Origin of the sequence: Mesoterricola sediminis (assembly GCF_030295425.1) — a bacterium.
GTDB lineage: Bacteria > Acidobacteriota > Holophagae > Holophagales > Holophagaceae > Mesoterricola > Mesoterricola sediminis.
Genome location: NZ_AP027081.1, coordinates 1,258,442 through 1,272,759 on the forward strand (window position 1 = coordinate 1,258,442; position 14,318 = coordinate 1,272,759).

Genomic DNA, 14,318 nt, shown 5'->3' on the forward strand with positions numbered 1-14,318 from the left:
CCTAGTTTTTTCCGGAGAACGATCTAGGATGTGCCATCCCAGTTTCGGAGGCGGTCCATTTGATGAAATCAATCGCGGAGCTGTTCTACAAAGCCCTCGAACGGGATCTGCCTGACGCCCTGGCCGCCAAATCAGGCGGCACGTATGTCCTCTATTCGCACCGGGAGGTGCAGGCGCGGGTGGAGCGCCTCGTCCTCGCGCTGGAGCGCCGGGGCCTGGCGGCGGGGGACCGGATCGCGATCCTCTCGGAGAACCGCCCCGAGTGGGCCATGGCGGACTATGCCTGCGCGATCCTGGGCATCGTCACGGCCCCGGTGTACCCGACCCTCAATCCGGTCTCGACCGAATACATCCTCCGCCACAGCGGCGCGCGCGTGGTGTTCTGCTCCACGGCGGCCCAGCTCGCCAAGGTCGCCGAGGTGTGGCACCGCCTCCCCCTCCTCGAGGCCGCCGTGCTCATGGAGGGCGTCCCCGAGCCGTTCCCCGGCCGCGCCGTCCTGGCGTGGGAGGAACTGCAGGCGGAAGGCGCGGCCCGGGAGGCGGACCGGCCCCGAGTGCGGGCCCTGGCCGCGGAGCGGGACCCCGGCCAGCTCCTGACCCTCATCTACACCTCCGGCACGACGGGGGAGCCCAAGGGCGCCATGCTCACCCACGGCAACCTGGTCTCCAACATCCTGGCGGCGCTGGAGGTGCTCCAGATCGGCCCCGGCCGGCGCTGCCTCAGCTTCCTGCCCCTCTCGCACATCTTCGAGCGCATGGGCGGGCACTACACCATGTTCCACTGCGGCGTCTCCATCTACTACGTGGACAACCTGGAGAACCTCCCGGCCGCGTTCCTGGAGGTGCGTCCCCAGGTGCTGATGGCCGTCCCCCGGGTCTACGAGAAGGTGTACGCGCGCATCCGCGAGACGGTGTCGGCCTCCAGCCCCGTCCGCCGCCGGATCTTCGCGCTGGCCCTGGAGGCGGGCCGGCGCATGGCGGCCCACCGGTACCGCGGCTCGCGGCCGGGACCCGTCCTGGCCCTCCTCTACGGGCTCGCGGACCGCATCGTGTTCGCCAAGGTGCGGGAGCGCCTCGGCGGGCGCCTGGAGCTCTCCGCCTCCGGCGGCGCCCCCCTCGCGCCCCAGGTCATGGAGTTCTTCTGGGCCGCCGGGGTCCCCATCTTCGAGGGCTACGGGCTGTCCGAGACGGCCCCCATCCTGACCCTCACGCGGCGGAACGAGGTGAGGCCCGGCTACGTCGGCAGGCCCCTCCTGGAGACCTGGCGCGGGGCGCCCTTCCTCAAGCTGGCCGAGGACGGCGAGATCCTCTGCCAGGGCCCGAACGTGACGATGGGCTACTGGGACGACCCCTTCGCCACGAGCCAGGCCTTCGACGCCGACGGCTACTTCCGCACCGGCGACATCGGCACCCTGGACGAGCTGGGGCGCCTCCGCATCACCGACCGCAAGAAGGAGCTCCTCGTCACCTCCGGCGGCAAGAACGTCGCCCCCCAGCCCCTGGAGCGCCGGCTGGCCATGGACAAGTACATCGCCCAGGCCGTGGTGGTCGGCGACCGGCGGAACTTCCTCGCCGCTGTCGTCGTCGCCAACATGGCCAACCTGAGGCGCTGGGCCGAGAAGGCCGGGATCCCCTACGCCTCCGACGCGGAACTCGCCGCGCGCCCGGAGGCCGTGGCCAAGGTCATGGCCCGCATCGAGCGCATCAACGAGGGCCTCTCCAAGTACGAGCGCATCCGCCGCATCGTCCTCACCCACGAGGAGATGACCCTGGAATCCGGGCTCCTCACGCCCTCCCTCAAGGTCAAGCGCAAGGCGGTGATGGAGCGGTACGGGGAGCGCATCGAGGCCCTGTACGAAGGCTCCAGCTAGACATCATGGATTGGCCCCTCGTTCATTGCGGGGTCTGCACATGATGTCTAGGCTGTGTTCGGAATCTATAGATTAGATAAATAGTTAACTTGTACTCATACGTAAAGGCTCGTACACCACGAATTTTCCTGGGGTAACGATGCCGAGACGTTTCCTGACCGATGCCATGTGGGCAAAGCTTGAACCGCTCCTTCCGCCAGAGCGTGGAGGGATGGGGCGATCCCGTCACCCCAACCGTCCCATGGTGGAGGCGATCCTGTGGAGGCACAGGACTGGGGCGCCGTGGAGGGACCTGCCGGAGGAATTTGGACCTTGGACAAGCGTGTACACGCGATTTGAGGCCTGGACCAAGCGCGGCGTGTGGCAAAGGATCCTGGAGTTCCTGCGCAAGGAAGCCGACCTGGAGTGGGTCATGCTGGATGGCACCATCCTTCGCGCTCATCAACCTTCAGCAGGCAAAAGGGGGGGCTCTGGAACCAGGCGCTCGGACGATCTCGGGGTGGATGCTCGACCAAGATCCATTTGATCTGCGATGCCCACGGTAATCCTTTGGATTTCCTGGTCACTCCGGGGCAAGCCCATGAAAGCCGGTCTGCTGAAGGATTGCTGTGCGGTTGGCAGGCAGAGTACGTGTCCGGAGATCGGGCCTACGATGGGAACCCGGTAAGGAAGGCGATCGAGGCCATGGGTGCGACAGCCGTCATCCCACCTCATCCCCGGCGCAAGAATCCGGCGGCCTGGGACTCACACCTATACAAGGCCCGCCATGCCATCGAGCATGGGTTCGCCAAGCTCAAACAGTTCAGGGCGCTGGCCACCAGGTTCGACAAAACGGCGCGAAGTTTCTCAGCCCAGGTGGCTTTGGCCTGCATCGTGATCTGGCTGAGGCTATGAGCGGAGGGTGACAAGCGTTCCGGATCCTCATTGATCCTATGAAACGCGGAGGCGCGGAGGATCTCGCAGAGGGTCGCGGAGGAAAGCGCTCCTGGAACCTGCCACCTCCCAATGACACGTCCCAACGGGAGGCGTGATGGGAAGGCATTGGGGAGAGGTCGACGGGGAGGAACATCCGCACAAGGAGATCACCCAGGCCATCATCGGGGAGGCCATCGAGATCCAGAAGGCTCTGGGGCACGGACTCCTGGAAGATCCCTACAAGGTCTGTCTGGCGCACTCCCTGAGACTGGCCGGCCATAAGGTGAAGCGGGAGGTTTTCCTGGATATCGGAGCCAGCGAGATCCTCCGCGCCTCCGCGTTCCAATAGGATGCTGCGAATGCGCGGCGCCATCAGGCACTGCAGCACAGACTCACTATTCCAGCTCCTCCATGCTCCGGCACGGATGGGTATTAGCCATTACTATCCTAGATTACGAACACACCCTAGTCGAAGGACTGGTGCTCCGTGCGGCGGATGATCTCCTCCTGGAGCTCGGGGCTGAGGTCGCAGAAGTAGTCGGAATAGCCGGCGACCCGGACGATGAGGTCCCGGTGGCGGCCGGGGTCGCGCTGGGCTTCGCGGAGCTTCTCGGCGGTGACTACGTTGAACTGGACGTGGTGGCCGTCCATCTTGAAGTAGGCGCGGACGAGGTGGTGGAGGCGGTCGATGCCCGCGTCCCCGGCCAGGAGGGTGGGGGAGAATTTCATGTTCAGGAGGGTGCCGCCCGTCTTCACGTGGTCCATCTTCCCCGCGGAGCGGAGCACGGCCGTCGGGCCCCTGCGGTCCGCGCCCTGGACGGGGGAGATGCCCTCGGACAGGGGTTCCCCGGCGCGGCGCCCGTCGGCGGAGGCCAGGCACACGGAGCCGAAGTAGACGTGGCACGTGGTCGGCAGCATCTCCAGGCGGTAGGCGCCGCCCTTGCCGTTGGGCCTGCCGTCGATGGCCTCGAAGAGGAAGCGGAAGACCCGGACCATGAGCTCGTCGGCGGCCGGATCATCATTGCCGTACTTCGGCGCCCGGTTGGCCAGGCGCAGGCGGAGGGGCTCCTGGTCCCGGAAGTCGGCATCGAGGGCGGCCACGAAGGCGGGCAGGTCGAGGCCCTTGGCCAGGACCTCCGACTGGAGGGCGGCCAGGGCGTCCGTGAGGCTCCCGATCCCCACGGCCTGGATGAAGGTGTTGTTGTAGCGGGCGCCGCCCGCGTTGTAGTCCCGGCCCGTGAGGATGCAGTCGTCGGTGAGGACGGACAGGAAGGGGGCCGGCATCCGGGTGGCATAGAGGCGCTCGATGACCTGGTTGCCCCGGATCTTGATGTCCAGGAAGTGGCGGGTCTGGGCCTCGAAGGCGCGGAGGATGTCGTCGAGGGTCCGCAGATCCGCGGCGGCGCCGGTGCGGGGGCCGAGCTGCTCCCCGGTGCGGGGATCCAGCCCGTCGTGGAGGGCCAGTTCCAGCATCTTGGGCAGGTTGAAGTAGCCCGTGAGGATGTAGGCCTCCTTGCCGAAGGCGCCCACCTCGACGCAGCCCGAGCAGCCGCCGGCCCTGGCGTCCTCCAGGGCCTTGCCCTGGCGGAGCTGCTCCTCGACCACGGAATCGGCGTTGAAGAGGGAGGGGAAGCCGTAGCCGTTCCGGATGACCCGCAGGGCGTGCTTCAGCACGGCGTCGGGGGTCTTGCGGGAGACCTGCACGTTGCTGCTGGGCTGGAGGAGGTGCATCTCGTCGATGACGTCCAGGAGCAGGTCCGTCACCTCGTTGCTGCCGTCGCTGCCGTCCGGGAGGAGGCCGGCGAGGTTGATGTTGGCGAAGTCCGTGTAGGTGCCGCTCTCGGCCGCGGTCACGCCCACCTTGGGCGGGGCGGTGTGGTTGTTGAACTTGACGAAGAAGCACTCCAGCAGCTCCCGGGCGGATTCCCGGGTGAGGGTCCCCGCGCGGAGGCCGGCGCGGTAGAAGGGGAGCAGGTGCTGGTCCAGGTGGCCGGGGCTGAAGGCGTCCCAGCCGTTGAGCTCGGTGATCACCGCCAGGTGGCAGAACCAGTAGTAATGCAGGGCCTCCTGGAAGTCACGGGGGGCCTCCGCGGGCACCCGCCGGCAGACCCGGGCGAGGGTCTCCAGCTCCCCGCGCCGGACCGGGTCCGCGCAGGCCGCGGCCTGGCGCTCCGCCTCCTCCGCGTGGCGCTCGGCCAGCAGGATGAGGGCATCGCAGGAGATGTGCATGGCCTCGAGCTCGGCGCGCTTGTCCACCGCCTCCGGATCCCCGGCGTAGTCCAGGCGGGCCAGGCTGGCGCGGATATCGGCCTGGAAGTCCCGCAGGCCCTTGCCGTAGATCTTCCCGTCGAGGACGGTGTGCCCCGGGGCACGCTGCTCCATGAACTCCGTGAACACGCCGGCGGCGTAGGCGGCGTGCCATTCGGCGGGCAGGACCTCGAAGATCTGGTCCCGGAGGCTCCGGCCCCGCCAATAGGGGATCACCTCCCGCTCGTAGGCCTCGATCATGGCCGGGTCGACCTTGTAGCTGGTCTTCGGGCGGACGTCGAGGATCCGCAGGTCCTCCGCGGAATGGCAGGTCAGCTCGGGGAAGGTGGGAACGGCCTTGGGCCGGGGACCCCGCTCCCCGACGATGAGCTCGCCCTCGCCGATCCAGACCGCCTTGTGGCGGCAGAGGTGCTCGAAGCAGCGGGCGCGGAGGACCGGGACCGGGTGGCGGCCCAGGTGCTCGCGGTGGAAGGCCGTGACAAGCAGGGCGCGCTCCGGGGTGAGGGCGGGGACGGCGTCCAGGCTCTCCTGGCGCAGGCGGGCGGTTCGTTCGTTCATGGGTTCACTCCGGCAGGGATGCCGCGGGATCGGAAGTGGCCGGCGATGTCCTCCACCCGGGCCGGGTCGGGGGGCCTGAGGGCGTCCAGGAGGTAGGTGCGGCCCAGGCGCCGGAACTTGGCGGCGCCCGTGCCGTGGTAGGGCAGCAGGTCGAGCCCCTCGATCCCGGGGAGGGAGGCCACGAACCGGGCCGTGGCCTCGATGTTCGCGTCGCCGTCGTTCACCCCGGGCACCAGGGGGATGCGGATCCGCACGTGCCGGTGGGCCCGGGTGAGGGCCTCCAGGTTGGCGAGGATGGGGCCGTTGCCCGCGCCGGTCCACTTCCGGTGCTCCCCGTCGTCCATGTGCTTGAGGTCGAACAGCACCAGGTCGGCCTCCGCCGCCGCCCGGGCCAGGTCCTGCCAGGGCGCGAGGCCGCAGGTGTCCAGGGCCGTGTGCACGCCCCGGGCCCGCAGGGCGCCCAGGAGGTCCGCCGTGAACCCCGCCTGGAGCAGGGGTTCGCCCCCGGACAGGGTGGCGCCGCCGCCGGACTGGTCGAAGAAGATGCGGTCCCGCAGGACCTCCTCCACGACCTCGTCCACGGTCAGGTCCCGGCCCAGCAGGGCCCGGGCCTCGGTGGGGCAGGCCCCGGCGGCGCCCGCCAGGTCCCCGGCCTCGACGGCCTCCCCGCAGGCGCCGCAGCCCACGCAGCGGGCCTCGTTGCGGACGAGGACGGGCTCCGGATCCTGGCTCTCGGGGTTGTGGCACCAGGCGCAGTCCAGGGGACAGCCCTTCAGGAAGACGGTCGTCCGGAGGCCGGGGCCGTCATGGAGGGAATAGCGCTGGATATGGAGGATCCTGCCTGGGGCACCCATGGGAGGGATTGTACCATCCGGCCGGTCAGCGGACGGGGTAGGGGGGCCGGGCGGGGAAGGCGGGGGTGGGGTTCTCCTTGAGCTGTTTCAGGAGGGTCTCCACCCCGGTCTCCAATTGACGGTCGTGGCCCGCCATCCAGGTGGCGGGGTCGTTCTCCACGCGGATATCGGGCTCGGCACCGTGGTTCTCGATCCACCAGGTCCCCTCGCGGCCGTAGAAGGCGTTGTTGGGCTGGTTGACGGACCCGCCGTCGAGGGTGGGCTGGGCGTTGACGATCCCCACCAGGCCGCCCCAGCTGGGGACGCCGACGAGGGTGCCCAGGTTGCGGGCCTTGACGTGGGCCAGGAAGGCCTCGCCGTCGCTGCCGTTCAGCTCGTTGCTGAGGAAGACGTAGCGCCCGTCGGACGCGGTGTTGGGGTAGCGGAAGGGGTTCATGCCCTGGAGGACGTTGAAGCCCACCTGGCGGTTCTCGAGCCTGGAGACGAGGAAGTACTCCGTCCAGCCGCCCCCGTTGCCGCGCACGTCCACCACGATGCCCTTCCGGTACCTGAAGGCCCGCCAGTACTTGTCGAACTGGCCGATGTTGGGGCCCGCCATGGCGGTGATGTGCATGTAGCCCAGCTGGCCGCCGCTGAGGCGCTCCACGGTCTCGATGTTGCCGGCCACCCACGCCGCGTACCGGAGGTCCATGTCCTGGGGCACCGTCTCCACCTCCAGGACCCGCGCGCCCTCGAGGGAGGGCCTGGTGTTGACGGAGATGCGGACCTTCTGGCCGCGCGTAGCCTGGAGGCGCCGGTAGACGGCCTCGGGCGCCTTCAGGGGCTCGCCGTCGATGGCCACGAGGTAGTCTCCCTCCTTCGCCTTGCCCGTCAGGGGACCCTTGAGCTCCGGCGCGTAGGGGGTGGGGCCGTAGACCTTCTCGAAGCGGTAGAAGCCCTCGGGGCCGGCCTTGAGGTCGGCGCCCAGGAGCCCCGCGGTCTTCACGGGGGCCGGGGCCTGCTGCGGGCCCTGGTCGCCCCCGCCCACGTAGGTGTGGCTCACGCACAGCTCGCCCACGAGCTGGGAGAGGAGCCAGTTCACGTCGGCGCGGCTCGTGGCCTGGGGCAGCCAGGAGCGGAAGCCCTCGCCCACGGCCTTCCAGTCCTTCCCGTGCATGTTCACGTCGTAGAAGAAGTCGCGGTACCAGCGCCAGGTGTCGCTGAAGATCTGGTTCCACTCCTGCTTCGGGTCCACGGTCACCGTGAGCCGGTCCAGGTCCACGCGTGCGGGGAGGTTGCGCGAGGCCAGGACCTGCTGGAGCCCGCCGGCGTGGAGCGCGTCGGGCCTCCTCGCCCAGAAGGCGGTGCCGCCGGGGTCCAGGCCCCATTCGGACACGGGCTCGGGCAGGGTCACTTCGGCCTTGGCCCCCTTCTCCAGGAAATGGACGGTCCACTTGGCCTGGCCCCGGGGCCGGTAGACCTCCTCGACCACGCTGTCGTCCCAGCCCTCGACGGAGGACCAGCCCACCACGCCCTTGCCGGCCTGGAGGTGGAAGAGGTTCCCGGGCTTCGCGGCGAGGCGGGTGACCCGGCCCGCCAGCCCCTCCAGGTCGATGCGGAAGGGGCCGTCGGAGGTCTCGTCCTTGCGCAGCTGGACGGCCATGACGGAGGTGGGCGCCTGCTCGATGGCGTTGGCTTCGCCCGGATCCAGCCGGATCTGGAAGTTGTTGTAGGAAAGGAAGTAGAGGGTCGTCCCATCCTGGTCGAAGCGCGGATTGAGGGCGTCGAAGAACCCGTCGGTGACCGGCGACTTCTTCCCGGTCTTCACGTTGTGCAGCCAGACGCGGGCGTTGCGGTTGTCCTCCACCAGGGTGTAGGCGATCCAGGCCGAATCCGGGGACCAGGCGTAGTCCGCCGTCTCCCAGGTGAATTCGTCGTTCTTGAGGTTGCGGCTGGTGGCGATGACCTCCCCCTTGCCGCTGGCCACGTCCACCAGGTGGAGGGCGAAGGTCTTGTCGCCGAAGAGGAGCTTCGTGCCGTCGGGGCTCCACGCCAGGTGGTACACCGTGGTGGCCAGGCCCGTGGGGATGCGGCGGGCGGGGCCCCCCTCCGCGGGGCGCACGTACAGGTCGTATTCCCCGCTCTCGTCGGAGAAGTAGGCCACCTGCTTCCCGTCGGGGGACACGGCCGGGAAGCGCTCCCGGACCCCGGAGGTGCGGGTGAGGTTCCGCGCGGGGGCGTCGGCCTCCACGGGGAGGACGAAGAGGTCGCCGCGGGCCTCCACCACGAACCGCTTCCCGCCCGGGGCGAGGCTCACGTGCTGGAGGGTGTCCTTGGCGTTCACGGTGCGGGGCAGGGTCCGCACGAGGTCCGAGGGGGCGGTGATGTCCAGGCGGCGCTCGGCGCCCGTGGCCAGGTCCAGCACATGGAGCTGCCCGGCCTGGCTGAACACGACGCGGCGGCCGTCGGTGGAGGGCCACTGCACGTCGTAGTCGGTGAAGGAGGTGAGGGCCGCCGCGCCGCCCGTGGCGAGGTCCAGCCGGTAGAGGTTGGAGACGCCGCGGTCCCCGCGGTCGCTCACGAAGAGGGCCCCGCCTTCGGCGGTCCACATGGGATGCGCATTCTTGCCCACGTAGGGCGTCACGCGCCGGTGCGTGCCGGCCTTGAGGTCGGCGAGCCAGATCTCGGGATGCTGGCCGCCCTTGTACCGCTTCCAGTAGTACTCCTCCTGGCCCTTGGGGTTGTACAGGATGCGCCCGCCGTCGGGGCTGTAGGCGGCCTGGGCGGCGATGCCCAGGGGCAGCGCCTCGGGTTCGCTGCCCTCCAGGTCCACGGCCCACACTTGGCTCACCGGCCGGCTTTCGCTGCGGGCGGCCATGCTGAACAGGACCTTTCGCCCATCCGGGCTCCAGCCCCGCACCTGGCATGCGCCGCGCCAAGTGAGCCGGCGGGGCGTGCCGCCCTGGGCGGGCATGACGTACACATTCTGCCCCCCGTCGTACCCCGCGCTGAAGGCGATCCAGCGGCCGTCGGGCGAAAACCGGGCGGCAAACTCGGTGCCGGGATGGGAGGTGAGGCGCGTCGCCGGGCCGCCCTTCACGTCGCCGGCCCACAGGTCGCCGTCGTAGGTGAAGACCACCCGTTCCCCATGGATGTCGGGGAAGGACACGAAGCGGGGCGGGACCGGCGCGGGCGTCTGGGCGGCCAGGATGGCGGGGGCCAGGACGAGGGCGAAGCGGATCGGGTGGGTCATGGGCGCTCCAGGGTGTTCCCTGACTTTACCTCGATTCCCGAGGTATGTCCGCTTGCTAAGATGGGGGGCGTCCAGGTGGAGACCATGCGCAAGATCGCCGCCATCACCCTCATTCTCTCCGCAGGCCTCGTCATCGGCTGGTGTTCGGGCCAGGTCGGGTCCCTGGCCTCGGGCCGGGGGGCCGCCGCCCCCCGCGCCGTGACCCCCCGGGGCCCGCTGCCCGCCGCCGAGCAGGCCGTCGTCGATCGCTTCAAGGAGGCCCGGTCCTCCGTCGTCTACCTGACGAGCCTGGGCTACCAGCAGGACTTCTGGTCCCTGGACGTGCAGGCGGTGCCCCTGGGCACGGGGTCCGGCTTCATCTGGGACGCCGAAGGGCACATCGTGACCAACTTCCACGTCATCCAGGACGCCCAGGAGGTGGAGGCGGCCCTGGCGGACGGTTCCCGCCACAAGGCCCGGGTGATCGGGGTGGCCCCCGAGAAGGACCTGGCGGTGCTCAGGCTCCAGGACGCGGGCGCCCTCAAGCTGCGGCCCATCCCCCTGGGCTCCTCCGCGGACCTCCAGGTGGGCCAGAGCGTCCTCGCCATCGGCAACCCCTTCGGCCTGGACCAGACCCTGACCACCGGCGTCGTGTCCGCCCTGGGCCGCGAGATCCAGAGCGCCACCCGGCGCCGGATCACCGGGGTCATCCAGACGGACGCGGCCATCAACCCGGGCAATTCCGGCGGCCCCCTCCTGGACAGCGCCGGGCGGCTCATCGGCATCAACACGGCCATCCAGAGCACCTCGGGGAGCTCCGCGGGCATCGGCTTCGCCGTCCCGGTGGACACCATCAACCGGATCGTGCCCCAGCTCATCAGCCGGGGCCAGCCGGTGCGCGTCGACCTGGGCTTCGACACCATCCCCGACACCTGGGCGGCCCACATGGGCGTCCCCTCCGGCGTGATCGTGGGCCGGGTGGTGCGGGGCGGCGCGGCGGACCGGGCGGGTCTCCGGGGCCTCACCCGGACCGTGCGCGGCTATGTCCTGGGCGACGTCATCCTCGCCGCCAACGGCGTCCAGGTGAAGGACATCGACCGTCTCCTGGACCTGGCCGAGGCCCTGCCGGCGGATGCCCGCATCCAGCTGGAAGTCCTGCGGGATGGCCGCAAGGTCAAGCTCACCCTGGAGCTCGGCGGCGGCCGCGTCTGATTTTTCCCAATCCGGGCGTTGACGATGCATGCCCTCCGTCGCATAGTACCGCCAAGGTTCAACGGGATCGGAGGCGGGCGCCATGGCGGAACTCACGCGTGACGAAGTCATCGAGCACGTCAAGAACAAGGTCTCCCTGGAGTACGCCAACCTGGCGGGGCTGGACCTCCGCGGCATCGACTTCCGCAAGGCCAACCTGAGCGGGGCGGACCTCACCGGCTGCCGCCTGCAGGACGCCCACCTGCTGGAGAGCAACCTGGTGCGGGCGGTCCTGTACGAGGCGGACCTCTCGGGCTCCAACCTGGCCGGGGCCGACCTTTCGGGCGCGAACATGCAGAAGGCCGCCCTGGTCGAGGCGAACATGGCCAACGCGAGGCTCGTCTCCTCCAGCCTGCGCCAGGCCGACCTCACCCAGGCGGACTGCACGAACTCGGACCTGGCCAAGGCCGACCTCCACTTCGCCAAGTGCAGCGGCACCGACTTCCGCCGGGCCGTCCTCGCGGGGGCCGACTTCGGCAAGGCCTTCCTGCGGGGGGCCCTCTTCCGGGGCGCCAACATCCAGGGGGCGGTCTTCGAGGGGGCCCTGGGGCTCGACCCCGCCCTCCTCAAGGGCGGCGTCTTCGCGGAGACCGAGGCCGAGGAGCCCGCGCCGGCGCCGAAGGTGTCGCGGTTCCTGGGCGCCAAGGGGCAGAAGGGCCCCGTGGACTACCAGGCCCCGAGGCCCCTGGAGGTTCCGGGCGCCCCGGCCCGGAAGTCCAAGTACCATCCCCCCCTCCGCTCCATCCCTTCCGTGATCTTCACCACGGGCGGCTGGATCCGGGGCGTCTTCCACGTGCCGACCATGCACGGCTTCGTCGAGCACCTGAACCTGTCCGGGGAGATGCTCAAGCTCACGAACGTGATCCTGCCCTACCTCTCCCTGGAGCTGCGGTTCTTCGGCCTGCGCCGGAGCAAGGCCCTCCTCGTGATGCCCGACTGCGACCTGGCCCTGCTGAAGCTGCCCGAGCCCACCGCCGAGTACCACGTGCACCGGGTCTCCTTCCTCCTGGAGGGCGGCACCGTCACCGGCAGCCTCGCCATCGAGGAGGACATCCGGGTCTCCGACTACCTGGCCAACCACAGCGGGTTCGTCGTCCTCCGCAACTGCCGCTTCGGGGCCCACGACGCCCCGGTGGAGGAGGAGAGCCACTTCCCCCTCCTCCTGGTGAACTGCGCCACGGTGGTCGGCGCCTCCGACGAGCGCCTGCGGGAAGGCTAGTGCTGGTAGATCGGATCACCTGAACGAGCGTGTCCCGTCCCTTCGTAACGGCGAGGGAATGTCAATTACCCGTACGCCGAGTGCGCCGAGAAGCCGAGTTGCGCTGAGCCAGCTTCGCGATCCACCGCGCCACCCCACACCACCCAGGCCCTGGCCCGCTGGCGCGGGCCGCGATGCTGCGCATCGCTCGGCTGGGGGCTCCGGGCCTTCCGCATGCATGCCTGTGGGTGCCCTGCGCCCCCAGCCTTGGACGGGCCTGGGAATGAGGTTCAGCCCAAGATGCCGGATCCTGCTGCTGCTCCCGGACGGGACCGGGGTTCGGCCCACCGCCGACCAGCCCCAGGTGGATTGCAACACCGTCCGGCGGTGGCGGGCCAGGGCCTGGGTGGAATGGGTCGGCGCGGTGGGTCGCGAAGCTGACTCCGCGTGACTCGGTGTCTCAGCGCACTCGGCGTACGGGTTTTTTACTCACCCTCGCCAGCACGAAGGATCGGAACAACGCGATTCCGGTGATTCGATCTACCGACACTAGTCCCTGGCCAGCCGGATCGTTCCGGGGGGACGCTTGCCGGGGCCGAGGACGCCCTCCCAGCGCCGGTGTCCGCGAAGGGTCACGACGAGGGGCAGGGCATGGTCGGGCACGGGGACGCCGCGGCAGGGGGAGGTGCCCAGGGGACGGCCCCCCAGGGTGACGGCGGCTCCCGGCGGGTCGGTCACGACGTCGATCCAGCTGGTGGCGGCCTGGAGGGAGAGGACGAGGGGGCTCTCGCCGCCCCGGAACTCCTGGACGATCGTGTCGTAGCCGTCCTTGCGGACCTCCAGCATGTGGGTCCCGAACGTGGTGCGGCCGGAGTAGGGCGTGAGGCCGACGTCCTTGCCGTCCACGAGGACCTTGGCCTCACCGGGGGTGCTGTGCACCACGAGGGTCCGCGGGAAGAGAAAGAAGCCCGCCACGGCCGCCGCGACGGCCAGGCCTCCGATCAGGAAGCGGCCGCGGGAATCGTCCGACGGGGTCCGGGGCGGAGTCCAGGCCCGGGGCGTGCTCCGCATGGCCCGGGGGGAGGCGGGGGGGCCGGCGGGTTGCTCCAGGGGGCCGGTGCTGCGGGCCGCGGGGGCCGGGCTCCGGTCCGGTGCCGGGCTCCCCTTGAGGAGTTCCTTGGGCGGGCCCGTGAGCCGCGCCGCCCCCTTCACCGGGGCCTCGGCCGCGGGGGACGCGGCGGGGACCGGGGAAGCGGGCATGGGCCGGGCCATGCCGGGCAGGGAGAAGGCCTCGGTTTCGTCCGGGCGGCTGGTCCTGGCCGCCCCGGGATGGGAGGCCGCGGCGTCGGGGCCGAGGCCCCGGGTGACGAGCTTGTCGCGCACGCCCAGGGCCTCGCTCAGGGCGGTCAGGAAGGCCAGGATCGACTCGTAGCGCCGGGACGGGTCCTTGTGCAGGGCCTTGAAGAACACCCGCGCCAGGGGGGCGGGGGTGCCCTCGGGGATGGCCGGGGGCTCGTGGGCGATGTGGTTCAGCACGGCCGAGAGGGTCTCGCCCGGGTGGGGCAGGCGCCCGAGGACCATCTGGAAGGCCAGGACGCAGAAGGCCCAGCGGTCGGTGATGGGGGTGGCCCGGTCCCCGCCGAGGAGTTCGGGCGCGGTGTGGGTCGGGGTGCCCATCATGGTGCCGGTGTTGGTCAGGCTGCTGGTGTCATCCCGGGCCAGGCCGAAGTCCGTGAGCTTGATCTGGCCGTCCTTGCTGACCAGGACGTTCTCCGGCTTGATGTCCCGGTGCACGACCCCGGCCCGCTCGGCGGCCACGAGCGCCTGGCCAAGCTGGCAGAGCAGGTCCAGGATCGTGGCCGGATCCAGGCCCCCGTCCGCGATGCGCTTGGAGAGGGCGCAGCCGTCCACGAACTCCATGGTGAGGAAGGGGCCGACGACCGGATCCACGCCCACGTCGAAGACCGTGATGATGTTGGGGTGGTTCAGCTGGGCGCTGATCTCGGACTCGCGCTGGAACCGCGCGTTCATGATCTCGCTGTCGCTGCGGGCCTTCAGGACGATCTTGACGGCCACCTTGCGCTTGAGGAGCGGATCCTGGCAGAGGTAGACCGCGCCCATGGCGCCCGCCCCCAGCCTGGAGAGGACGGCGTACCTGCCTACTGCTACGGGATCTTCGAAGTCCATCAAGC

At 70.0% G+C, this 14,318-nt stretch carries 8 protein-coding genes and 1 pseudogene; 5 read left to right on the top strand and 4 right to left on the bottom strand.

Going from position 1 to position 14,318, the window contains the following annotated elements; translation table 11 throughout:
• Nucleotides 1–62 precede the first annotated feature (62 nt).
• The 3 genes and pseudogenes from R2J75_RS05305 (at nt 63) to R2J75_RS05315 (ending at nt 3,135) form a co-directional block, all read left to right on the top strand.
• Nucleotides 63–1,871: an AMP-dependent synthetase/ligase gene (locus R2J75_RS05305; protein WP_243347503.1), complete on the top strand. Its 1,809-nt coding sequence runs from the start codon at nt 63–65 to the stop codon at nt 1,869–1,871.
• Nucleotides 1,872–2,037: 166 nt separating this feature from the next.
• Nucleotides 2,038–2,765 (top strand): annotated as a pseudogene (locus R2J75_RS05310) (IS5 family transposase).
• A 136-nt stretch (nt 2,766–2,901) separates the two neighbouring features.
• Nucleotides 2,902–3,135, top strand: coding sequence for a GxxExxY protein (locus tag R2J75_RS05315; RefSeq protein WP_316411214.1), 234 nt, complete (start codon nt 2,902–2,904; stop codon nt 3,133–3,135).
• 116 nt (nt 3,136–3,251) lie between these two features.
• Here the strand turns inward: R2J75_RS05315 and hypD are convergent, their stop codons facing one another.
• Genes hypD through R2J75_RS05330 form a run of 3 tightly spaced genes read right to left on the bottom strand, consistent with a single transcriptional unit; the run spans nt 3,252 to nt 9,698 of the window.
• Nucleotides 3,252–5,612 carry a trans-4-hydroxy-L-proline dehydratase gene (gene hypD, locus R2J75_RS05320; protein WP_316411215.1) on the bottom strand — a complete coding sequence of 787 codons (2,361 nt, stop codon included), beginning with the start codon at nt 5,610–5,612 and terminating at the stop codon, nt 3,252–3,254.
• Nucleotides 5,609–6,466, bottom strand: coding sequence for a glycyl-radical enzyme activating protein (locus R2J75_RS05325; protein ID WP_243335619.1), 858 nt, complete (start codon nt 6,464–6,466; stop codon nt 5,609–5,611). The genes hypD and R2J75_RS05325 overlap by 4 nt, the downstream gene beginning before the upstream one ends.
• Nucleotides 6,467–6,491: 25 nt before the next feature.
• On the bottom strand, nt 6,492–9,698 hold the full coding sequence (locus R2J75_RS05330; RefSeq protein WP_316411216.1) for a S41 family peptidase: 3,207 nt from the start codon (nt 9,696–9,698) through the stop codon (nt 6,492–6,494).
• 84 nt (nt 9,699–9,782) lie between these two features.
• Here R2J75_RS05330 and R2J75_RS05335 point away from each other — a divergent pair, with 84 nt between their 5' ends.
• Nucleotides 9,783–10,889, top strand: coding sequence for a S1C family serine protease (locus R2J75_RS05335; RefSeq protein ID WP_243335621.1), 1,107 nt, complete (start codon nt 9,783–9,785; stop codon nt 10,887–10,889).
• Nucleotides 10,890–10,971: 82 nt separating this feature from the next.
• The gene (locus R2J75_RS05340) at nt 10,972–12,147 is read left to right on the top strand and encodes a pentapeptide repeat-containing protein (protein ID WP_243335622.1); all 1,176 of its coding nucleotides are present in this window, start codon (nt 10,972–10,974) and stop codon (nt 12,145–12,147) included.
• Between the two features lie 528 nt (nt 12,148–12,675).
• Here R2J75_RS05340 and R2J75_RS05345 read toward each other — a convergent pair.
• Nucleotides 12,676–14,313 (bottom strand): serine/threonine-protein kinase, encoded by a 1,638-nt coding sequence (locus R2J75_RS05345; protein WP_243335623.1) that lies wholly within the window; start codon nt 14,311–14,313, stop codon nt 12,676–12,678.
• Nucleotides 14,314–14,318 lie beyond the last annotated feature (5 nt).